This is a genomic window from Nonomuraea endophytica (assembly GCF_014203235.1).
In the GTDB taxonomy this organism is placed as follows: domain Bacteria; phylum Actinomycetota; class Actinomycetes; order Streptosporangiales; family Streptosporangiaceae; genus Nonomuraea; species Nonomuraea endophytica.
In genome coordinates this window covers 1,373,029-1,394,171 of the sequence record NZ_JACHIN010000001.1, presented here as the reverse complement: position 1 = coordinate 1,394,171, position 21,143 = coordinate 1,373,029, and the positions used below count along the sequence as shown (strand labels likewise).

The window sequence follows — 21,143 nt, the reverse complement described above, 5'->3', positions numbered from 1 at the left end:
CAAGCCACCTAAAGCCAACCTGAAGATCATTTAGGGCGCCTTCAGCCTCTCTTCAGGTACGGCAGAGCAGATTCGTCCTCGTCCGACCCACACGACAGGAGAATTCATGTTCAAGCGACGCGTAATGGTCCTCAGTGCGGTAGGCGTTCTGGGGCTCGCCGCCCTGGGGGGATCGGCGATGGCCGACGAGACACCCGCACCCGGCGCAGGCGGCAAGGTCGTCTGCACCGACGAGAACGGGAAGGTCATCGCCGAGCTCACCAGGGCGCACAAGGCGATCGCCATCGACAAGGACGGCAAGGTCACCACCTCGGACGACGCGGAAAGCCTGCCCACCGAGGCCGCCCCGCTCGCCCCCGACGCCGAGAAGGCCGACGACAAGGTCAAGGGCGAGGTCCTGGAGTTCGCGGAGGCGGTCCCCGCACTTCCGGCCGAAGAGGGCACCGACCAGGCAGGCCGGGCCGAGGCCGGTTCCAAGCCTTCGCTGACCGTGATGGGCACCCCGCCCGCGAACGGCCTGGCCAAGACGGTCTCCATCAAGTGCGAAAAGGTCGACTAGCCACACCGGCGATCACAACCAGCCACGACTGACCCCGATCGATCACGACCTACCACGATCGACCGGGACCGGCCATGGCTCGCGGGGTCGACCACGACTGGCCGTAACCGCTCACAGTCGCCCGCAGCCGACTGTGGCGGATCGCAGCCAACCGTGACAACCACGGCCAGCCAGGACCAGGACCGGCGACAACCGGCCGCGGTTGGTCTTGGTCGACCAAGACCGGTCGTGACCGACCGCAGCCGACTACAGCCGACAACAGCCGACCGACAACAGCTGGCCGACTACGGCCGACCGACAACGGCCGACCGCAGCCGACCGCAGCTGACAACAGCTGGCCGACTACGGCTGACCGCAGCCGACCGCAGCTGACAACAGCTGGCCGACTACGGCTGACCGCAGTCGACTACAGCCGACAGCGGCCGACTACAGCCGACTGCAGTCGACTACGGCCGACTGTGGTCGATCGGTTGGCGGCTGTGCGTCGTGGTCATGTGTCGGGCGGGGGACCTGTGCCGGCCGTACGGACGGGGAGTACGGGCGGTGTGAGCTTCTGGTGTGAGGTTCTGGTGTGAGGTTCCTGGTGTGAGATCTAGGTGAAGGTCGGGTGCGGGCCCAGGGCCCAGTATTCGTACAGGCCGTGCCCGACCTGGCCGTCGTATTCGAACCGGCCGACCGCGTCGACCATGCCCCACATGCGCGCCGCGTCGTCCGGGAGCGTATAGGTCACTCCCTGGACCACCGGGTCCGGACCCTGGTACATCCCGTGCTTCCAGTCGGGCTCCAGGCCGTACCCGGTGCCGACCATGAGGTGGACGGGCAGGATCGGACGGGCGCGTACCTCGAACGGCTTGCCGCCGGGCGGGGAGAAGCCGATCACGGCCTCGACCACGTCACGGGTGCCGGGGGCGTACACGGGCTGGTATTCGGGGCGGCCGAGGTACTCCTCCTCCCGGCCGTCCGACCAGACCCGTGTCGCCTCCTCCAGCACCCTGCGGCCCTTCTCGTCCTCCTGGATGATGCAGAGGATCGCGTGGTCGTCGAACTGCATGGGCGCGTACAGCCAGTAGAACGTGCCCGGGTTCTTCGACTGGATGCCGGGCGGCTCGGGTTCGCCGACGGGTCGTACGCCCCAGGAGCGGTCGCGGGTCCCCTGCCAGCGGTCCGGGGTGACGGCGATCTCCTCCTCGCCAATCCTGATATTTCCGGACCACCGTCCGGTCTGCGCCATCCGTACCGAATCGAACATGACCCGCTCCTGCCAGCGCACGAAATGGCGCGGCTCCAAGGTCGCCGGGATCGTGCCCTCCCAGGTGAGGTCGAAGGACAGGCCATGCTCGTTCGGCTCCAACAGCACCCGGAGCCGCTTGAGCCCTTCGATGACCTCCACCCGGAACGGGCCGATCTCGGTGTTCATCCGGTCCGCGCCCAGCTCCCGCGAGGCGCGGACCACCCGGTGCAGCCGCTGCGTCCTCACGCAGGCGAAGGCGTCGGTGACACCCAGGTTGGGGTACTGGCCCACGCCGATGATGAGCATGAGCTCGTCGGTGGCGGCGTGGCAGTTGAAGTAGTAGCGGTCGTAGAAGTTGCGGTCGGAGGTGGCCACGTGCCGCATGACCTGGGATGTCTGGTGGATCGGGAAGTCGTCCAGGGGTGAGAGCGCCATGCCAGCGTTGTAGCAAGCGCTTGGTACAACGTCAACGCCCCCGCCCTTGCCGTGCTGTCGGGCCGCCGGGCGTGTGATCTCGGTCCGCGGCCTTGAGGGGTGTCCGGGCTCGGGGTGCGCGGCGTCCGCGGTGCGGGGGTGTCGAGGGCGCGGTGCGCGGGGGAAGGGGTGCGCGGGGAAAGGGGTGCGCGGGGGAAGGGGTGCGCGGGGAGACGGGGGATGCCAGGGCGCGGGAGACGGGATGAGCGGGGTGCCGGGGCGTGGGGTCGTGGGCGTGTGAGGTCCAGCGTGGGGCGACGGGTGGTAGGGCAGCGGGCGTGCGAGGGCTGCGGGTGGCGGGGGCTGCGGACGTGCGAGGTCCGGGGCGGGGTGTCGGGTTGGCAGGGACGCGGGAGTGGGGGTGCGTTTGGGGGATGAGTGCGGAAAGCGCGCCACCCAGGGGGTGGCGCGCTTTCTGCGGATAAATCAGGACATCTTGCGAGATGCCTCGTTGGCCGTGGACGAGATGTGGTCCGCGGCCTTGTCCGCCGTGTCGGAGACCCGGTCGGCAGCCTTCTCCGCCCGGTCGTTCACCCACTGTGAGGCGTCCGAGGCGGAGTCCTTCATGTGGTCAGTCCACTGCTGCGCGTTGCGGCGGTAGAACATGTAGCCCATAGCGCCCACCGCGAGTCCGGTCATCAGCAGGATCACCGGCCACCGGCGGGACTTGGGTATGGGTGACGGATCGATCTTGTGCGCGGCTTGGGTCAGCATGGTGCTGACCGCCGGCGCGAGCCGATCCTCCACTTGGTGCGCCGCGTCTTCCAGCCTGGGCGCTGCCCAGTAACGGGCGTCTTCGATGCGCTGGGCGGTGGCCACCTTGGCCTGGTCCGCCATCGGCGCGAGCCGGCGGCCCGCCTGCACGGCCTGGGCCTTGACACGGCCCATCCATGTATCGGGTATTTCGATCACCGCACGGCGTCTTCTGAGTGTCAGGGACACGACAACCTCCCCTGTCATTGGGGCCCCGGAGCGTGACCTTCCCGGTACAAGGCGGCTCAATCATCGGGAGCCGTGGGAGGATGCTGCCAACGGCTCAAGGGCCATAGTCATCAAAACACCACAATTCCAACCCTGCGCCTAGAGGGGGGCAGCTGTCTCGTGGCAGAGAAGCTGATCGCAAACCTGAAGACAAACCACGGCCTGATCCGTATCAAGCTCTTCCCTGAGCTTGCTCCGAACACGGTCGCCAACTTCGTCGAACTCGCCGAGGGGACGCGCGAGTGGACCCACCCGGAGACGGGTGAGAAGTCCAACAAGCCGCTCTACGACGGCACCATCTTCCACCGCATCATCGACGGCTTCATGATCCAGGGCGGCGACCCGCTCGGCCAGGGCATCGGCGGCCCCGGCTACGCCTTCGACGATGAGATCCACGCCCAGAACAACTTCAACCGCCCGTACCTGCTGGCCATGGCCAACGCGGGCATCCGGATGGGCAAGGGCACCAACGGCTCGCAGTTCTTCATCACCGTGAGCGCCCAGCCGCACCTCAACGGGGGTCACACGATCTTCGGCGAGGTCATCGAGGGCAAGAACGTCGTCGACGCCCTCTGCAAGGTGCCCACCGGTCGCAACGACCGGCCGCAGCAGGACGTGGTCATCGAGTCGGTCACGTTCGACCGCCAGCCGGCCTGATTTCGTTTGCGCGTCGGGCGGGCTGCAGGCCGTAGGCTGCGAGCATGACCAGCCAGCCGCCCAGCCCGCCCGAGCATCCCGCCGAGGCGGTGCCGACGTGTTACCGGCATCCCGACCGTGAGACCTGGGTCCGCTGCCAGCGTTGCGACCGGCCCATCTGCCCCGACTGCATGCGTGACGCCGCCGTGGGATTCCAGTGCCCCGAGTGCGTCGCCGAAGGCAACAAAGGGGTACGGCAGGCCAAAGCGGCCTTCGGCGGCATGGTCGTCGCCACGCCCTACGTCACCTGGGCCATCCTGGCGGTCAACATCCTGGTCTTCGGCGCGCAATACCTCACCGGCAACGTCGTCACGGCCCGGCTGGGGATGTGGCCGATGGGCGTCGCCTTCGGCGAGCAGTATTACCGGCTGATCACCGCCGCGTTCGTGCACGGCGGAGTTTTCCACATCCTGTTCAACAGCTGGGCGCTGTACGTCGTCGGCCCCTACCTGGAGCGCGCCTTCGGCCACGTGAAGTTCACGGCCATCTACCTCGTCAGCGCGCTCGGCGGCTCCACGCTCGGCTACTGGCTGGACACGCCCGACACGCTGACGGTCGGCGCGTCCGGCGCCATCTTCGGCCTGTTCGGCGCGATCTTCGTGGTCGGCCGCAAGCTCAACATGGACGTACGCGGCATCGCCGTGCTGATCGTGATCAACCTGGTGATCACCTTCCTGCCCGGGTTCAACATCAGCTGGACCGGCCATGTGGGCGGCCTTATCACCGGATCGGCCCTGGCCGCGGCGCTGGCCTACGCCCCCAAGAACAACCGCGCCCTGGTGCAGACGCTGACCGTGGTGGGGGCGGTGGTCGTCCTCGGCGTGCTCGTGTTGCTCCGGACGTCCGCGATCGTGAGCTGACTTTCCCCAGGTGTGGAAAAGACTGTGGAAAGAACTAACGCCAGCGGGTGGAAAGCACCACACCGAAGATGATGAAAACGAACCCGATCAGCAGGTTCCAGTTCTGTAGGTCGCCGATGAAGGGCGCGTCGGGCGCGATGTAGTAGACGGCGATCCACAGGATGCCGATGATCCACGTGCCCACCATCGTCGGTGCCAGCCAGCGGGGGCTGACCTTGACCTGCTGGGTCTTCTGCGGCGGGGTGTAGACCGCCTTCTTGCGAGCCTTGGGCTTGGACACTGGGTAACTCCTGCTGAGGGCCTGGGGCATCCGGATCGTCCACAGGCTCTGTGGGTAGCGTAGTTGAAGCGTGGCCCAGGATAGTCGCCACGCGCATGACATGGCGATCCCCAGGGAACCGGATCAGTCACGAATACCCTGGCCGGGTGAGGGCCATCCTGCGGAGCGTGGGCGAGCTGAGCATCACGGCGGGCGTGATCATGCTGCTCTTCTGCGCCTACCTTCTCTGGGGCACCAGCGCTTACACCCAGCGCCAGCAACTCCTGCTGCAGCAGCAACTCGCGGAGGAGAGCGCCACGCCCGCGCAGCCGGCCGCCGACGGCAAGATCCCCAAGATCTCGCTGGGCAAGGCGATGGCGCTGCTGCGCATCCCCAAACTGGGCCGCGACTACCGGTACGCGGTGGTCGAGGGTGTGGAAACCGACCACCTGAAGAAGGGCCCCGGCCACTACCCGGGTACGGCGCTGCCCGGCCAGGTGGGCAACTTCGTCGTCTCCGGTCACCGGACCACGTACTCGGCCCCGTTCAACCGGATCGACGAACTCAAACGCGACGACGAGATCGTCGTGGAGGCCCGCGAGGCCCGCTACACCTACCGGGTCACCTCCCAGGACATCGTCGAGCCCAACGAGATCGAGATCATCGCCCCCGTCCCCGGCAAGCCCGACATCAGCCCCATCCGCTCATACATCACGCTCTCTACCTGTCATCCCGAGTACTCGGCCGCCCAACGGCTGATCGTCTACGGCGTGCTCAAGGAGACCGAGGAACGAAAGGTCTGACATGTACGGCTGGCTCTGGCGCAAGCTCCCCGCCCCGCTGGGCAAACGGCTCCTGACGGCCGCGGTCCTGGCCGCGATCGCGGCAGCCGTACTCTGGTATGCGGTCTTTCCGCTGCTCGAACCCGCGGTGACGCTCGACGAGGTCACCGTCAGAAGGTGAGTTCCACGTGACGAGGGTGCTGGTCGTCGACAACTACGACAGCTTCGTCCACACGATCGTCCAGTACCTGCGCGAACTGGGCGCTTCCTGCGACGTGCGCCCGCGCGACGAGGTGCTGCCGACAGACGCCGACTCCTTCGACGCGGTGCTGATCAGCCCGGGGCCCGGCACCCCCGAGGCGTCCGGCATCAGCGTCCCGCTGGTCCGCCACGCGGCCGACCGCGGCCTGCCGCTGCTGGGGGTGTGCCTCGGCCACCAGGCCATCGCCGTCGCCTACGGCGCGACCGTCTCGACCGCCCCCGAGCTCATGCACGGACGCACCAGCCAGGTCGAGCACGACGGCAAGACCGTCTACGAGGGCCTGCCCAGCCCGGTTGAGATGACCCGCTACCACTCGCTGGCCGTGGACCCGGCCACGATCCCCGACGTCCTGGAGGTCGTCTCCCGGACCCCCGACGGCGTCATCATGGGCCTGCGCCACCGCACGGCACCCGTGGAGGGCATCCAGTTCCACCCAGAGTCGATTCTGTCCCACCATGGGCACCGACTCCTGGCGAACTGGCTGAACTCCGCGCTGTAACGCGCTCGGGGCCGCGCACGACTACTCATTAAGCGTCCCCGCCGTTGCCCCCGAGCGGCGGGGGCGCCTTTTCGTGCCACCGGGAACGCCGACGGGCCCCCCGGAAACCGGAGGGCCCGTCGCCTGGCCTCAGAAGTTGCCGTCGTCGCCCGGAGGATCATCCTCCGTCGGCTCCCCGGTCGGCTCTTCCGTGGGGAACGGCGGGTCGGTGGTGGGGGTGTCGGTCGGCTGCACGTCCGGCCCGGTGGACACCACGATCGTGACCGTGGTCTTGGGCGCCACCTTGGTCCCCTCACCCGGGTTCTGCTGGATGACGACACCTTCGGGCTTGTCCGGGCTGGACTGCGGGACCACCTTGACCCGGAACCCTGCCGCGCGCAGCGCCGCGGCGGCGTCGGCCTCGGTGAGGTCGAGCACGCTCGGCACCTCCGACAGCTCCGCCGGCACGAAGAGCGTGACCGTGCTGCCCTCGTTGACCTCGGTGCCCGACTCGGGGTCGGTCTTGTACACCTTGCCCTGCGACTTGCCGGACACCCCGGTCTTGAACACGGGTTTCAACCCGAGGTCGGTCAGCGCCGTCCGGGCGGCGTCCTTGTCGAGCCCGATGAGCCCGTCCGGCACCTTCACCTTCTGCACGCCCTTGGACACGGTGAGCGTGACCTCGCCGCCCTTGGGCACCTCGGCGCCGACCGCCGGGTTGCTGGAGATCACGACGCCCTTCTTGACGTCGCTGCTGAACTCCTCCTCCACCTTGGGCGTGAGCCCCAGGGTGGTGAGTTGTGTCTCGGCTTCCTTCTGGGTCATGCCGGTCAGCAGCGGCACCTTCACCGGCGCCGTCGTGGTGGGCGTGCCGCCGCCGCCTCCGCCGAGGAAGGCATAGGCGACGCCGATGAACGCGCCGATGATCAGCAGCGGGATCACGACCCACAGGGCCGTCTTGACCGCCTTGTTGCCGCCGCCGCCCGCGCGCCGGCGACCGCCCCGGCCGCCGTGCTCGGTGTCGCCGTACTCGTAGGGCGGGACCGCGCCGGTGCGGCCGGTGGCCGGGCCGCCCTGCTGCTGCGTGGCGGCCATGGTGCGGGTGCCCGCGCCGTAGTTGGTCATCGCCATCGTCTGCGCGTCGACCGGCATCCCGGACATCGCGCGCTGTATGTCGGCGCGCATGTCCTGGGCGCTCTGGTAGCGCTGGGCGGGGTCCTTGGCCATCGCCTTGAGCACGATCGCGTCGGCCCACGCGGGGATCTCGGGGTCGATCTGCGACGGCGGGATGGGCTCCTCGCGCACGTGCTGGTAGGCGATCGCGACGGGGGAGTCGCCGGTGAACGGCGGCTGCCCGGTCAGCAGCTCGTAGAGCACGCACCCGGTGGAGTAGATGTCACTGCGGGCGTCGACGCGCTCACCGCGGGCCTGCTCCGGCGACAGGTACTGGGCGGTCCCTATAACCTGCGCGGTCTGCGTCATCGTGGCGGCCGAGTCGGCCATCGCGCGGGCGATGCCGAAGTCCATCACCTTGACGTCGCCGGCCCGGGTGATCATCACGTTGGCCGGCTTGATGTCGCGGTGGACGATGCCGCCGCGGTGGCTGTAGTCGAGCGCGCGCAGGATGCCGTCGACCAGCTCGACCGCGCGCTCCGGCATCAGCCGCCGGTCCTGGCGCAGCAGGTCGCGCAGCGTCCGGCCGTCGACGTACTCCATCACGATGTAGGGCACGGGGGTGCCCTCGGTGCCGTCTTCGCCGGTGTCGTAGACCGCGACGACCGCGGGGTGGTTCAGGGATGCCGCGGACTGCGCCTCGCGCCGGAACCTGGCCTGGAACGTGTGGTCCCTGGCGAGGTCCGCCCGGAGCGTCTTGATGGCGACGATGCGGTCCAGCCGGATGTCTCGGGCGCGATACACCTCGGCCATGCCGCCGCGCCCGACGACACCGTCGAGTTCGTAGCGACCACCGAGTAGCCGAGGCTGAGTCATTTCCTGCACTGTCCCTTACCGTTCATCTTGGGTACCGGCCTGCACCGTGCTGTAACGAGTGGCCGCCGGTGTCCATCATCGGCCCCGAGACGCATCACGTCTCCTCCTTCGGCGGGTTTGTGTCACCCGGGTCAGGTGAGGCCGTCGGTGTCGGTGTCGGCGACATCGTTGGCGTTGGGGTGGGTGTCGGAGTCGGGGTCCGGGTCCGGGTCGTCGTCGGGGTCGGTTTCGGAGTCGGCTTCTGACTTGGAGTTGCCGACGAGCTTACGGTAGCTGACCGCGAGGTTACCGGCCGCGTCGACTTCACCGGAACCACCGACGGACGCGGGGTCGGCGTCTTCGTCTTGCGCGGTTTGATCTCCGCGGGCCGGTTGAGCGACGCCTGGGTGGGTTCGGCCACGTCCGGCGGTGGAGCCTCCTGCCCTCTGGCCACCACGAAAGCACTGAAACCCACCGCCGCCACGGAGGCCGCGGTGGCGAAGAGCACAACGGTCCGGCGCCGGCCCCTGCGGGCCGCCGGGGCCTGCCGCGTGGTGAGGGGCGCGCCGCCGCCGAGGTCGTCGGTGGTGCGATCGGACCCCTCCGGCTGCTGGTACGCCGCGCCGTACCCCTGAGCCATGCCCTCGACCTCACCCGATCGCGGCCCGCTCGCTTCACCGGTGTACGGCTCCCGCACCCGGAACCCGGCCGGGTCGGTGAACATGCTCAGGTCGTTCCGCTGCTGGAGGGCGGCCAGCGAGTCGCGCAGCACGTACGCCCGATCGGCCAGCTCCATCGCCGAGGCGGGGCGGCGCTCGGGGTCCTTGGACAGCAGCGCCATGATCAGCTCGCGCACCGGCCGGGGAACGTCCACGCCGAGCGGCGGCGGCGACTCGTTGAGGTGCATCAGCGCGATGGCGACCTGGGTGTCGGCCTGGAACGGCGGTCGCCCGGCCAGGCACTCGTAGGCCACGACGCCGAGGGAGTAAAGGTCTGTCGACGGGGTGAGGGTGGTGCCCTGGGCCTGTTCGGGGCTGACGTACTGGGCGGTGCCGAGCACGGTGCCCGTCTGGGTGACCGGCGCGGCCTCCAGGGCCCTGGCGATGCCGAAGTCGGTCACCTTGATCTTGCCGTCGGGGGTGACCATCAGGTTGCCGGGCTTGATGTCGCGGTGGATCACGCCGGAGCTGTGGGCGGTGTGCAGCGCCTTGGCGGTCTGGTGGATGACGTCGAGCGCCACGTCGGGCCCGAGCGAGCCGTTGCGCGCGAGGATGGCCGACAGGGGCTCGCCCTGGACCAGCTCCATCACGAGGTAGGCCAGGTCGGCCTCCTCGCCGTAGTCGAAGACCTGCGCGATGCCGGGGTCGGCGAGCCCGGCGGTGATGCGGGCCTCGTTGCGGAAGCGGCCGCGGAAGGAGGGGTCGCCGGAGACGTGGCTGCGCAGCACCTTGACCGCGACTTCACGGGCGAGCAGCTGGTCGCGCGCACGCCACACCTCGCCCATGCCGCCCGCAGCGATGCGGGAGACGAGGAGGTAGCGGTTGGCCAGCTGCGTGCCCGGGGTCACTTGTTGAGCACCGCCTCGGTGATCGCCTTGCCGATCGGGGCGGCGACGCCACCGCCGGTGGCCTCCTCGCCGACTCGGGCGGCGCCGGACTCGACGAAGACGGCCACGGCCACCTGCGGGTCCTGGGCCGGGGCGAAGGAGATGAACCAGGCGTGCGGCGCCTTGCCCTCGCGGGTCTCGGCGGTGCCGGTCTTGCCGCCCACCTCGACGCCGGGGATCTGGGCGGTCTTGGCGGTGCCGTTGGCGACCACGCTGACCATCATGCTCTTGAGCTTGGCGGCGTTCTCGGGGCTCATCGCCTCGGAGAGCTCCTCGGGCTCGCCCTCGTCGACCGCGTCGCCCTTGGCGTCAGTGATCTTGTTGACGAGGTACGGCTTCATGACCGAGCCGTTGTTGGCGATGCCCGCGGCGATCATGGCCATCTGCAGGGGCGTCATCACCGCGCTGCGCTGGCCGATCGAGGTCATCGCGATGGCGGCGGGGTCTTCCTTCTCCTCGTCGCCGATCGTGCTGGCCTCGACGCCCATGGGGATGCTCAGCGGCTCGCCCACGCCGAACTTCCTGGCCTGCTCGGCGATCTTCGCGTAGCCCAGGTCCAGGCCGATCTTGCCGAACGGGGTGTTGCACGAGCGCTCCAGCGCGTACACCATCGGCACCTGGCCGCCGCCGCAGGCAGCGCCGCCGTAGTTGGGCAGCGTGGTGGTGGTGTTCGGCAGGGACAGGCGGGTGGGCGCGTCCACGACCGTCTGGCCGTCGCGGCTGGAGTCGTCCTCCAGCCAGGCGGCGGTGGTGACGACCTTGAACGTCGAGCCCGGCGCGTAGAAGTCCCCGATCGCGCGGTTGATCAGCGGCTTGTCGGGGTTCTTCTCCAGCTTGTTGTACGCCGAGAACGCCTGCGGCTTCTCCGGCACCGAGATCTTGGCCGGGTCGTAGGTCGGCAGCGAGACCAGGGCGAGGATCTTGCCGGTCTTGGGCTCGATCGCGACCGCGGCCCCGCGCTTGCCGCTCTGGCGCAGCGCGTCGTAGGCCGCCTTCTGCGCCTTGGGGTTGATCGTCAGGTCGACGTTGGCGCCCTTGGTGGGCTCGCCGGTGAACAGGTCGATGCTGCGCCGCAGGAGCAGGTCGGAGCTGGAGCCGTCGAGCAGGCTGTTCTCGGAGCGCTCGATGGACGACTCGCTCTCCGGGGAGAAGAAGCCGGTGACGTGCGCGTAGAGCTCGCCCTCCGGGTAGTCCCTGAGGAACTTGAACGGGCCCTTGGTCTCGGTCGACTGCGCGAGGATCGTCTTGCCGCTGGCGGTGATGCGTCCGCGCTGGACGGCGTAGCGCTCGAAGTAGTTGCGGTTGTTCCTGGAGTCCTCGCGGTAGCCGTCGGCCTTGACCGCCTGCAGATAGTTGACGTTGATCATGAGCAGCGCGAACATGGCCAGGCAGGCCACGGCGGCGCGCTTGAGTGTGCTGTTCATCGCTGGAACACCTGCGTCAGTCCTTCGTCCTGGATCGCCTGGGGCGGAGGCCTTCTCGCCGCGTCCGACATGCGTACCAAAAGGGCGATAAGTATCCAGTTAGCCAGCAGGGCGGAACCACCCTGGGACATGAACGGGGTGACCAGGCCGGTCAGCGGGATCAGGTTCGTGACGCCGCCGACGATGATGAAGACCTGCCAGGCCAGCAGGAAGGACAGGCCGCCCGCCAGAAGCTTGGTGAACGGGTCGCGGGCCGCGATGGAGGTGCGCAGGCCGCGCTCCACGATCAGCGCGTAGACCATCAGCAGCGCCATCAGGCCGGTCAGCCCGATCTCCTCGCCGGTCGCGGCGAAGATGAAGTCGGAGAAGGCCAGCGGGATCAGCTCGGGGTGCCCCTGCCCGAGCCCGGTGCCGAGGATGCCGCCCGAGCCCATCGCGAACAGGCCCTGCATGAGCTGCTCGCTGCCGCCGATCTTCACGAAGAGCTCGGGGTCGCCCGGGTTGAGGAAGACCTCGAAGCGCTGCTGAACGTGGTCGAAGACCAGTCCAGCAAGTACGGCCCCGCCCACGAACAGCAGGATGCCGATGATGACCCACGAGATGCGCTGGGTGGCGATGTAGAGCATCGCGATGAACGTGCCGAACAACAGCAGCGAGGACCCGAGGTCCTTCTGCATGACCAGCACGCCCAGGCTGACGCCCCAGGTGATGAGGACCGGGCCGAGGTCACGGGCGCGGGGCAGGTCGATGAAGAGCAGCCGCCGTCCGGCCAGCGCGAGCACGTCCCGCTTGGCGACCAGGTAGCCGGCGAAGAAGATGACCAGCGCCAGCTTGGCGAACTCGGCGGGCTGGATCTGGCCGACGCCCGGGATGCCGATCCAGATGCGGGCGCCGTTGATCTCCTGGCCCAGGCCCGGGATCAGCGGCGACACCAGCAGGAAGAGCCCGGCGGCGCCGGCGGTGTAGGTCAGCCGCTGCAGCGCGCGCTGGTCGCGCAGGAAGATCAGGGTGGCGCTGAACAGCACGATGCCGATCAGCGTCCAGAGAAGCTGTGTGTTGGGCGAGGCCAGCTTGGCCGACGGCAGCGGGGAGTCGGACTCGGACAGCCGGTAGATCATCACCAGGCCGAGGCCGTTGACCAGCGTCACCAGCGGCAGGATCAGCGGATCCGCCCAGGGCGCGAACTTCGCCAGCACCAGGTAGGCGGCCAGCATGAGCCCGCCCAGGCTGAGGCCGTACGTGAGCATGCCGGACGGGATCTTCTCGTCCATGGCCAGGCCGACGTTGGCGTACGCGCCCATCACGACGACCACCGCGAGCGCGAGCATGAGAAGCTGCGCCACACGCCGTTTCGCGGGCATGGGGACGGGGGCTGCTGCCACTTCGTTACTCACCTGTTCGGACCCTACTGCGACTTCTTCGTCGCTGTGGGGGTGGGCGAGGTGGAAGCCGGCGGAGTTGACTTGCTCGTGGAGGGCTTCAAGCCAGTGATCCTCTTGATGCCGTCATCAATGCTTTCGACAGGGATGCCCTGTTGGATGTCGGCTTTGTCGGGGTCTGAAAGGGTGGATACCTGCAGGCCGGTCCCCTTGACTACTTCGAAGAGCTCAAGCGGCCCGACTTGTTGCTGGATGCCGCGATATATGACCACTTCGTCGCCCCTAGCTCCGACGAAGAACTGGTCCTGGGTCCATTGCCAGCCGACATAGCCGCCGACGCCTACGACGACAGCGCCGACGGCGAGCACGGTGACCAGCACAGGCCACACCCGGCGACGCTTCGGCGAACGGCGGGACGTCTGCACGCCCGGCTCGTCGAAGTCGTCGTCGGTGATGGCCGGCTGGGGCGCGGTCACCGCGCTTACTCGCCCCGCCGGATTGCCCGAGGGGTTACCGCGTGAGCGGTTCATGCCCGCCGCGCCGACGACCGCGGCCTCCGCGGGCACGGGTTGCCCGTCGGTCAGCTCGATCACGTCGGCCAGCACGCATGTGATGTTGTCGGGACCGCCGCCCCGGTTGGCCAGGTCGATCAGCTGGCGTACGACCTCTTCCGGGTCGTCGATGTTCGTCAGCGTGGCGTGCAGCGTCTCCGCGCTCACCACACCGGACAACCCGTCGGAGCAGAGCAGGTAGCGGTCGCCGATCTGCGCCTCGCGGAGCGTGAGGTCGGGATCGACCTCGCCGCTGCCGTCGAGCGCCCTGAGCAGGATCGACCGCTGAGGATGCGTCGCCGCCTCCTCGGGGGTGATCCGCCCGTCGTCGACCAGCTGCTGCACCAGCGTGTGATCGTGGGTGATCTGGTAGAGCTCCCCGCGCCTGAGCAGGTAGGCGCGCGAGTCGCCGACGTGCACCAGGGCGACCTGGGTGCCGTTCCAGAGCATGGCGGTCAGGGTGGTGCCCATCCCCTTGAGGCTCGGATCCCTGCCCACCATCTCGTGCAGCTTGCGGTTGGCGTCGCGTACCGCTGCCTCGATGGCGTTGAGCAGGTCACCCCCCTGCTGGGCCTCTTCGAGTGAGGCCATTGCGGCGATGGCGACGGAGCTCGCCACCTCGCCGTGTGCGTGCCCGCCCATACCGTCCGCGACGGCGAGCAGGCGGCCGCTAGCGTACGCCGAGTCCTCGTTTCCTTCGCGGAGGAGGCCGACGTCCGAGCGGGCGGCGTAGCGGAGTGCGATGGTCATTTGCGCAATTCAATGACTGTCTTGCCGACGCGGATCGGAACACCGAGCGGCACCGGGGTCGGACGGGTGACTTTTGAGCGGTCGAGATACGTGCCGTTGGTCGAACCGAGATCTTCCACGATCCACTGACCGTCCTGAGGGAAGAGCCGGGCGTGCCGGCTGGAAGCGTAGTCGTCGCTGACTACCAGCGTGGCGTCGTTAGCCCGGCCGATGGTGATGGGCGTCTCCGTGAGGTTAATGGTGGTGCCTTGCAAGGGGCCACCCGTCACAACCAGTTGGCGTGGCTCGCCCTTCTTGGGCTTTGGCTTTGCCACGGGTTTGGCGGGTTTGGAGCCCTTGCGTGGCCCCGCGGGAGCAGTGCGTGACCCGAACAAGTCAGTCCGGATCACGCCGACTGCGGCAATGACGAAAAACCACAGCACCGCCAGGAAGGCGAGCCGGATCAGCAGCAGCGTGAGCTCGGACATGGACCGTTTGTCTACCCCTAATCGCGCCGGAACACCAGGGTCGTGCGTCCCAACGTCACTCGCGTGCCGTTCTGGAGCTCGATCCTGCGTACCGGCTGGCCATTGACGAAAGTGCCGTTCGTTGATCCCAGGTCGACGAGGGCCACCTGCTGGCCCTCGACGCGCAGCTCCGCGTGGTGACGCGAGACGCCGGGATCGACGAGACGGAGATCGCAGTCGGTGCCCCTGCCCAGCAAGGTCACCGGCGTGGTGAGCTCGTAGGAACGGTCGCCCTGGGGGTCGTCCTGCGTGGAGACGAGCAGACGTGGTCTGCCGTTGAAGGCGTTCGGCCGCGAGGGCGGCAGGTCGCTGGCCGGCTGGCGGATCTCGTCCTGCTCGACCGTGGCGCCGCGAATGACGCCCGACCTGATGCGGAACAGTCCGACCGCGAGGTCGTTGGCCGTCTCGAAACGCACCCGGACCGGTCCCACAAAGGAGTAGCCCTGCTCTTTGGCGTACTCCCTGGCGAGGTTGGCCAGCTCGTGGCTGATGCTGTCGGCGTAGACCTCAAGCCGTTCGCTGTCCGTGGTGGACAGCTCAACCACGAAGTCGTTGGGCACGAGTGTCCGACCCTGGGCGACGATCGCCGCGCGCTCGTCCATCTCACGCTGGACCGCGCTGGCGACCTCGACCGGCTGAAGGTCAGACTTGAACGCCCGCGCAAAGGCCCCCTCAACCAAGCCTTCGAGCCGTCGCTCGAAGCGCTGAAGGACTCCCACCGGGTACCTCCCTTCCTCCGTGCATATGATCGCGGCCGCATAGAAGCTGCTGCTCCTAGGCTTCCGCACGTTCCACGCGACCGTGAGCCAGGCGCTCGTCGGCAGTCGCGCCCAGCTCATCCGCTCCCGTGTCTTATGCGATCGTATCCGGGTTCAGTACCAGCGGCAGTTCCGTGCTACTGTTTCTCCGCACCCAACAAGGGCGGGTGGCGGAACGGCAGACGCGCACGGTTCAGGTCCGTGTGTCCGAAAGGACGTGAGGGTTCAAATCCCTCCTCGCCCACGCGATTCGGCAGAGGCTTGTGGCCGCGACTCCTGGCGGAGTTGCTCCCGCAGGCCTCTTCGCATATCTCCCGGGGAACAACCCCCGGACCCCCAGCCAGGCTTTCGCCCGGGCACATTTGATTGCCCACGCTTTCGCCCGGCGGTCCCGATTCCCCACGCTTTCGCCCGGGTGGTCCTGGTTGCCTGAGCTTTCGCTGTGGTCATCTTGATTCCCGGTTTGTGCTTTCGCCCCCGGTCATCGTGATTGCCAGGTCCTTCCTGTTTCCCGGGGTGTTGTTCCCGGGCTCTGATGCTTTGGCCTTGCTGGTGGCAGACCCACAGTGACGAAACGAGCCCTGGTTCGCAAGAGCCGGGGCTCTTCTTTTTTGCCATGCGCGCAGCGAGCGCCCGCGTCCGGAGAACCTAGACGCGGGCGCTTGCAACTCGCTTTCTAACCGCTATCGCGGGTTTCGCCATGAGCGGACAAGATTTGACCTCTTACGCGGCGATCGCCCGCATGTCGAGGAGTTCGCCCAGAAGGTCGGTCAGGCTTACCAGGCCGATGACGGAGCCGTCCGCGCTGGTCACGAGGCCCAGGTGGGCTCGTGCCTCCTGGAGGGCGGTGACCGCCTCCGGAACCTGGGTGACGCAGGCCAGGCGAGGCAGCGGCCGCGCCAGCGTGGCCGCGGTCGCGTCCGTGCGGAGCAGCGTGTCCCGGGCGTGCAGGACGCCCTGGACGTCGGTGTCCGAGCCCACCAGGAGCCGCAGGTGTCCGGTTCTGGCCGCGACCTCCTTGATCTGGCTCGCCGCCGCCTCCGGTGGCACGCAGACGGCTTCGGCGATGGGGACCATCAGGCGTTCGATGCCCTCGGCCTGAAGACGCAGCGCGCGGGTCAGCAGGTCGTGCTCCTCGCGGTCCAGCAGGCCCATCCTGGCCGACTCGCCCACCAGCATGGCCAGCTGGTGCGGCGTCCTGGTCGTGGCCAGCTCGTCGCGGGCCTCGACGCCGAACAGGCGCAGGATGAGATTCGTCACTCCGTTCAGCGACCACAGCAGCGGCTTCATCAGCGAGGTGAACGCCCTGAACGGCACCGTCAGCAGCAACGCCGCCCGCTCCGGGTGGGTCAGCGCCCAGGACTTCGGCGCCATCTCGCCGATGACCATGTGCAGGAAGGTGACCAGCGCCAGCGCGATCGTCAGCGCGATCGGCATCCGCAGCGACTCCGGTACGCCGATCGTGGCGAAGACCGGCTCCAGGTAGTGCTCGATGGCCGGTTCGGTCACCTGGCCGAGGCCCAGCGTGCACAGCGTGATGCCGAGCTGGGCGCCGGCCAGCATGAGCGACAGCTGCCTGCTGCCGCCCACGGCGGACTTGGCGGCGAACCTGACCATGCGGTTGCCGCCGGTCGCCACCTCTTCGAGGCGGTGGCGCCTGGCCGAGACGAAGGCGAACTCGGCCGCGACGAACAGGGCGTTGAAGGCCAGCAGCGCGAGGCTTATGATGATCATGGTCATCGGGCGGCCTCCGCGTGGTGCGGGACCGGCGCCAGCCGTACCCACTCGGGGACCCTTCGGCTGAGCGACAGGACCGTGAGTTCGGCGAGGTGCTCATCGGGGTCTTCGGAGAACGGGTCGGTCTCCGGCGTGCACTCGACCGTCACCGCGTCGCCCGGCTCGGCCATGCGGCCGAGGCGGGCCAGCACGAGGCCGGCCAGCGTGTCGTAGTCGTCGCTCTCCGGCAGGGCGATGCCCGTCGCGCGCTCGACCTCGTCGAGGCGGAAGGAGGCGGGCACCTCCCAGGTGCCGTCGGGGTGCTCGGTGGCGCCTTCCGGCTCGGGGTCGTTCTCGTCGACGAGCTCGCCGACCAGTTCCTCCGCCATGTCCTCGACCGCGACGACGCCGGCCAGCCCGCCGTACTCGTCGATGACGCAGGCGATGTCGTCCTTGGCCTGGCGCATGCGCTCCAGCACCAGCGGCAGGGGAAGGGAGTCCGGCACCAGGAGCGCGGGACGGGTGATCTCGGAGATCAGGCCGTCCTCCTGGCCGGAGGTCAGCAGCTCGCGTACCCCGGTGACGCCGGCGACGTCACCGTCGGCGCCCAGGACGGGGTAGCGGGAGTGGCCGTGCTCCCGGATCGCGTCGACGAGGTCGGAGAGCGGCCGGTCGGAGCGGAGCACGACGACGCGCGGGCGCGGCACCATGATCTCCTCGGCGTTGCGGTCGCCGAACTCCAGCGCGCGCTCCAGCAGCTCCGACAGGCGCGGGGGCAGCTCGCCCGCCTGGGTGGACTCGGCGATGATCCGCGAGAGCTCCTCGGGGGTGGCGCCGTGCTCCACCTCCTCGACCGGTTCGACGCCCACCTTGCGCAGCAGGCCCGTCGCGGCGGAGTCGAACAGCCGCACGAGGGGGCCGACCACGGCCAGGTAGACCAGCGTGGAACGGGCGAGGAACTTGGCGACGGCCTCGGGCCTGGCGATGCCGAGGTTCTTGGGGGCCAGCTCGCCGAGGACCATCTGCACGACCGTGGCGACGAAGACGCCCACGGTTACGGACAGGCCGGTGATCACGGCGGGCGGCAGGCCCTGGTCGGTCAGCCAGGGCCGCACCAGCGTCGCGATGGCCGGCTCCGCGAGGAAGCCGACGAGCAGCGCGGTGACGGTGATGCCAAGCTGGGCTCCCGACAACATGAAGGAGAGCCGGGAGGTCACCTGGAGTGCCTTCTCGGCGGACTTGTCGCCGGCCGCGGCCTGCTCGCGCAGGATCCCCCGGTCAGCGGCGACGAAAGCGAACTCCTGCGCGACGAAGTAACCGGTCGCGACGGTGAGGAGGAGGAGGGCCAGCAGGCCCAGATAGGCGCTCACCGCAGTGAGCCGCCTTCAGCGGAACCCGTGCTCGTGCACGGGCAGCTACTCCATGGGTCCGAAGCGGACACAATCTTCCCTTCGATAGAGGTCGTCCATAAACCGTAACGACGCTGGTGGCATCAGATGTTTCCGGAGTGACCCAGAGTGTGTTCCGCGTACTTTTCCGTGGGAAATCCTTGGCGGGACGCATCCACTGGTGGGGGGCTCGACGTAGCGTTATGGAAACCGATGGGAGAGGGAAGACGTGGCAGAGGAAGATCGCACCCGCCCGCTGCGCTCGCCGGGCGAGGGCCGCCCGTTGCCGAGCCGGCCAGATGACGGCATGCGGTCGGCCGGAGCTCCGGCGCAGCAGTTCCCGCCATCTCCGGCTCCGGCGGAGCCGCCGCGCTCTGCCGGGCGAGTCTACGGCCGCGAGCGCCCCGGCAACAGCCCGGTGAAGCCGCTGAAGGCACGGGGCGGCGGCGGGGGCGAAGTGCCGCCCACGGCCGTCCACCAGGGCGGCGGCGGGCCGTTCAACCGGCCGCCGGGCAAGCCGCCCCGCACCGGACGGCGCCGGCCCATCGGCAAGATCATCGCGATCAGCATCGCGGGCTTGCTGGTGTTGCTGCTGGTGGCGGCCATCGGCATGTTCTTCTGGGTCAATTCCCGGCTCACCGGCATTCCGGGCGTACTCGACGACTACGAGGGCCGTCCCGCCGACACCCCCGGCACCAACTGGCTGCTGGTCGGCTCCGACAGCCGCAAGGGACTGTCCGCCGCGCAGCGCAAGAAGCTCGCCACCGGTCGCGCCGCCGGGCAGCGCACCGACTCCATGATGCTGCTGCACATCCCCGAGGGCAGCGACAAGGCGACGCTGGTGAGCCTGCCGCGCGACTCCGCCGTCACCATCCCCGGCAAGGGCCGCAACAAGCTCAACGCCGCCTACACGCTCGGCGGGCCGAAGCTGCTCGTCAGGACCCTCGAGAACGTCACCGGGCTGCGCATCGACAACTACATGGAGATCGGTTTCGCCGGGTTCGTGGAGATCGTGGACGCGATCGGCGGGGTCGAGATCAACGTCCGGGCCGACATCAACGACCCCAAGGCCGGGCTCAACCTCAAGAAGGGCAAGCAGGAGCTGACCGGCGGCCAGGCGCTCGGCTACGTCCGCACCCGCAAGGGCGGCGCGCTGCCGGACTTCGAGCGGACCAAGAGGCAGCGGCAGTTCCTGGGCGCGGTGGTGAAGAAGGCCGCCAGCCCGGGGGTGCTGATCAACCCGTTCACCTCGATCCCGCTGGCCGCCAGTGCAACGGACGCGGTCGTGGTGGACGAGTCGACGGGGGCGTTCGACATGCTCTCCCTGGGACTGTCGATGGGCGACAGCCCGGTGACCACGGTGGTGCCGTTCGGCGGCAACGAGATCGCCGGCGGCGGCACGGCCGTCAAGTGGGACACCCAGAAGGCGCTTGCCCTCTTCAACGCCCTCAAAGCCGACAAGCCCGTCCCCAAGGACATCCTCGACGCCAACAACTGACCGCTTTCTTGTTGCGGGCAGCTTTTCCGTTACGGCTCCGCCGCCCCAACCCCCACCCCCCGTAGTCCCTGGCCCTCCGTCCAGGGACACGGCAGGCAGGGCGCGCGGGCGGCCCGCCGCAACGACCGCCCCGTGGGCACGCGGCGGGGCAACCCCGTCCGATGGGCACGCGGCGGGCACACCCGTCAACAGCCCGCTCGGCAAGCACACCCTGGCCCGAATGGGGCTTCCAGAGTTCGGTGGGTGGTTCCCCTGGTCCGTGAGGTCTGGGCGGGTTAGGTCCGGGCGGGTTGGGTCCAGGTGGGTTGGGGCTGGGCGGGTTGGGTTAGGTGGTGGTTGTGGTGGCGGTTACTGCGGCTGTGGTGGCTGTGATGAGGATGACCGAGTTGATGGCGGCGATGGTCTTGGCCACCGCGTCGCCCGCCCACTGTCCCTCGGCGATCTCCTTGATCCGCTTCTTGTCGGCCCCCGGGAAGGCCTTGCGGTCCAGGTTGGCGGCGTGCAGGACCGCGATCAGGATGGCGGTGCGCGCGTCGGGTTCGGCGCCGCCCAGCACGCCGGCCACCCGGGCGCGGATCTCGGCCTCGACCCGCCCGTCCACCTCGGGCCAGCGGGAGGTGGGGAACAGGCCCAGCACCTTGGCCCGCTCCTCGCTCAGGACTTCGGCGGCGGCCAGCCGTTCCAGCAGACGCTTGCGGAGTTTGCCCGAGTACACCTTCTGCACCCACCACACCGGGCGGCGGGCCTTGCCGTCTTCGGCCATGCGGGCGAGGACGGCGTCGAGTTCGGGGTCGCCGAGCGGGGCGGCGTTCTTGACGGACACCTTCTTGTCCGAGAGCTCCAGCCGGTCGTTGATCGCCAGCTCGGCGAGGATGGAGCCGCCCAGCGCGGTGTCCAGCTGCGTACCGGAGATGAGCTGTTTGCCCTCTTCCTCGCTGTGGGCGAGAAGGAGCACTTCTTCGGCGATCGTCACGTTCATACCTTGACCCTAGCGCCGTGTTTTCCACAGCCTGTGGA

Annotated in this window: 20 protein-coding genes and 1 tRNA gene; 8 read left to right on the top strand and 13 right to left on the bottom strand. The window is 68.7% G+C overall.

Annotated features, from left to right (window positions below):
* Nucleotides 1–106 precede the first annotated feature (106 nt).
* Nucleotides 107–559: a hypothetical protein gene (locus HNR40_RS06735; RefSeq protein WP_184959037.1), complete on the top strand. Its 453-nt coding sequence runs from the start codon at nt 107–109 to the stop codon at nt 557–559.
* 592 nt (nt 560–1,151) lie between these two features.
* On the opposite strand, the gene HNR40_RS06730 is transcribed toward HNR40_RS06735, so the two are convergent.
* Both HNR40_RS06730 and HNR40_RS06725 read right to left on the bottom strand, forming a co-directional pair.
* Nucleotides 1,152–2,225, bottom strand: a complete 1,074-nt coding sequence (locus tag HNR40_RS06730; RefSeq protein WP_184959036.1) for an Rv3169 family protein — start codon at nt 2,223–2,225, stop codon at nt 1,152–1,154.
* 465 nt (nt 2,226–2,690) lie between these two features.
* Nucleotides 2,691–3,206, bottom strand: a complete 516-nt coding sequence (locus HNR40_RS06725; protein WP_184959035.1) for a YtxH domain-containing protein — start codon at nt 3,204–3,206, stop codon at nt 2,691–2,693.
* 159 nt (nt 3,207–3,365) lie between these two features.
* Between HNR40_RS06725 and HNR40_RS06720 the strand changes: the two genes are divergently transcribed.
* On the top strand, nt 3,366–3,902 hold the full coding sequence (locus tag HNR40_RS06720) for a peptidylprolyl isomerase (protein ID WP_312896216.1): 537 nt from the start codon (nt 3,366–3,368) through the stop codon (nt 3,900–3,902).
* 44 nt (nt 3,903–3,946) lie between these two features.
* A complete protein-coding gene (locus HNR40_RS06715; RefSeq protein ID WP_184959034.1) occupies nt 3,947–4,801 on the top strand; it encodes a rhomboid family intramembrane serine protease in 855 nt (284 codons plus the stop codon).
* 34 nt (nt 4,802–4,835) lie between these two features.
* Here the strand turns inward: HNR40_RS06715 and HNR40_RS06710 are convergent, their stop codons facing one another.
* Nucleotides 4,836–5,111 carry a cell division protein CrgA gene (locus HNR40_RS06710; protein ID WP_184959033.1) on the bottom strand — a complete coding sequence of 92 codons (276 nt, stop codon included), beginning with the start codon at nt 5,109–5,111 and terminating at the stop codon, nt 4,836–4,838.
* Nucleotides 5,112–5,227: 116 nt separating this feature from the next.
* Here HNR40_RS06710 and HNR40_RS06705 point away from each other — a divergent pair, with 116 nt between their 5' ends.
* From HNR40_RS06705 to HNR40_RS06695, 3 genes are read left to right on the top strand one after another with little or no spacing between them, the layout of a single operon-like run.
* Nucleotides 5,228–5,863, top strand: coding sequence for a class E sortase (locus HNR40_RS06705; RefSeq protein ID WP_312896215.1), 636 nt, complete (start codon nt 5,228–5,230; stop codon nt 5,861–5,863).
* A 1-nt stretch (nt 5,864) separates the two neighbouring features.
* The gene (locus HNR40_RS06700; RefSeq protein ID WP_184959031.1) at nt 5,865–6,023 is read left to right on the top strand and encodes a hypothetical protein; all 159 of its coding nucleotides are present in this window, start codon (nt 5,865–5,867) and stop codon (nt 6,021–6,023) included.
* A gap of 7 nt (nt 6,024–6,030) precedes the next feature.
* Nucleotides 6,031–6,603: an anthranilate synthase component II gene (locus tag HNR40_RS06695; protein ID WP_312896214.1), complete on the top strand. Its 573-nt coding sequence runs from the start codon at nt 6,031–6,033 to the stop codon at nt 6,601–6,603.
* Nucleotides 6,604–6,732: 129 nt separating this feature from the next.
* Here HNR40_RS06695 and pknB read toward each other — a convergent pair whose 3' ends face one another.
* The 7 genes from pknB to HNR40_RS06660 all read right to left on the bottom strand — a co-directional run bounded on the left by pknB (nt 6,733) and on the right by HNR40_RS06660 (nt 15,485).
* A complete protein-coding gene (gene pknB, locus HNR40_RS06690) occupies nt 6,733–8,571 on the bottom strand; it encodes a Stk1 family PASTA domain-containing Ser/Thr kinase (RefSeq protein ID WP_184959030.1) in 1,839 nt (612 codons plus the stop codon).
* Nucleotides 8,572–8,665: 94 nt separating this feature from the next.
* Nucleotides 8,666–10,117 (bottom strand): serine/threonine-protein kinase, encoded by a 1,452-nt coding sequence (locus HNR40_RS06685; RefSeq protein ID WP_312896213.1) that lies wholly within the window; start codon nt 10,115–10,117, stop codon nt 8,666–8,668.
* Complete coding sequence (locus HNR40_RS06680; protein WP_184959029.1) at nt 10,114–11,580, bottom strand: peptidoglycan D,D-transpeptidase FtsI family protein; 1,467 nt, start codon at nt 11,578–11,580, stop codon at nt 10,114–10,116. The genes HNR40_RS06685 and HNR40_RS06680 overlap by 4 nt, the downstream gene beginning before the upstream one ends.
* Nucleotides 11,577–12,941, bottom strand: a complete 1,365-nt coding sequence (locus HNR40_RS06675) for an FtsW/RodA/SpoVE family cell cycle protein (protein WP_184959477.1) — start codon at nt 12,939–12,941, stop codon at nt 11,577–11,579. The genes HNR40_RS06680 and HNR40_RS06675 overlap by 4 nt, the downstream gene beginning before the upstream one ends.
* 44 nt (nt 12,942–12,985) lie before the next feature.
* Complete coding sequence (locus tag HNR40_RS06670) at nt 12,986–14,260, bottom strand: Stp1/IreP family PP2C-type Ser/Thr phosphatase (RefSeq protein ID WP_184959028.1); 1,275 nt, start codon at nt 14,258–14,260, stop codon at nt 12,986–12,988.
* Nucleotides 14,257–14,727, bottom strand: a complete 471-nt coding sequence (locus tag HNR40_RS06665; protein WP_184959027.1) for an FHA domain-containing protein FhaB/FipA — start codon at nt 14,725–14,727, stop codon at nt 14,257–14,259. The genes HNR40_RS06670 and HNR40_RS06665 overlap by 4 nt, the downstream gene beginning before the upstream one ends.
* A gap of 17 nt (nt 14,728–14,744) precedes the next feature.
* On the bottom strand, nt 14,745–15,485 hold the full coding sequence (locus tag HNR40_RS06660; RefSeq protein ID WP_184959026.1) for an FHA domain-containing protein: 741 nt from the start codon (nt 15,483–15,485) through the stop codon (nt 14,745–14,747).
* Nucleotides 15,486–15,685: 200 nt separating this feature from the next.
* Between HNR40_RS06660 and HNR40_RS06655 the strand changes: the two genes are divergently transcribed.
* Nucleotides 15,686–15,768 (top strand) — tRNA-Leu (locus HNR40_RS06655).
* A 479-nt stretch (nt 15,769–16,247) separates the two neighbouring features.
* On the opposite strand, the gene HNR40_RS06650 is transcribed toward HNR40_RS06655, so the two are convergent.
* On the bottom strand, nt 16,248–17,264 hold the full coding sequence (locus HNR40_RS06650) for a hemolysin family protein (protein WP_184959025.1): 1,017 nt from the start codon (nt 17,262–17,264) through the stop codon (nt 16,248–16,250).
* On the bottom strand, nt 17,261–18,610 hold the full coding sequence (locus HNR40_RS06645; protein ID WP_184959024.1) for a hemolysin family protein: 1,350 nt from the start codon (nt 18,608–18,610) through the stop codon (nt 17,261–17,263). The genes HNR40_RS06650 and HNR40_RS06645 overlap by 4 nt, the downstream gene beginning before the upstream one ends.
* A 247-nt stretch (nt 18,611–18,857) precedes the next feature.
* Between HNR40_RS06645 and HNR40_RS06640 the strand changes: the two genes are divergently transcribed.
* The gene (locus HNR40_RS06640; protein ID WP_312896212.1) at nt 18,858–20,126 is read left to right on the top strand and encodes an LCP family protein; all 1,269 of its coding nucleotides are present in this window, start codon (nt 18,858–18,860) and stop codon (nt 20,124–20,126) included.
* Between the two features lie 325 nt (nt 20,127–20,451).
* Here the strand turns inward: HNR40_RS06640 and HNR40_RS06635 are convergent, their stop codons facing one another.
* Nucleotides 20,452–21,105: a GOLPH3/VPS74 family protein gene (locus HNR40_RS06635; RefSeq protein WP_184959023.1), complete on the bottom strand. Its 654-nt coding sequence runs from the start codon at nt 21,103–21,105 to the stop codon at nt 20,452–20,454.
* Nucleotides 21,106–21,143 lie beyond the last annotated feature (38 nt).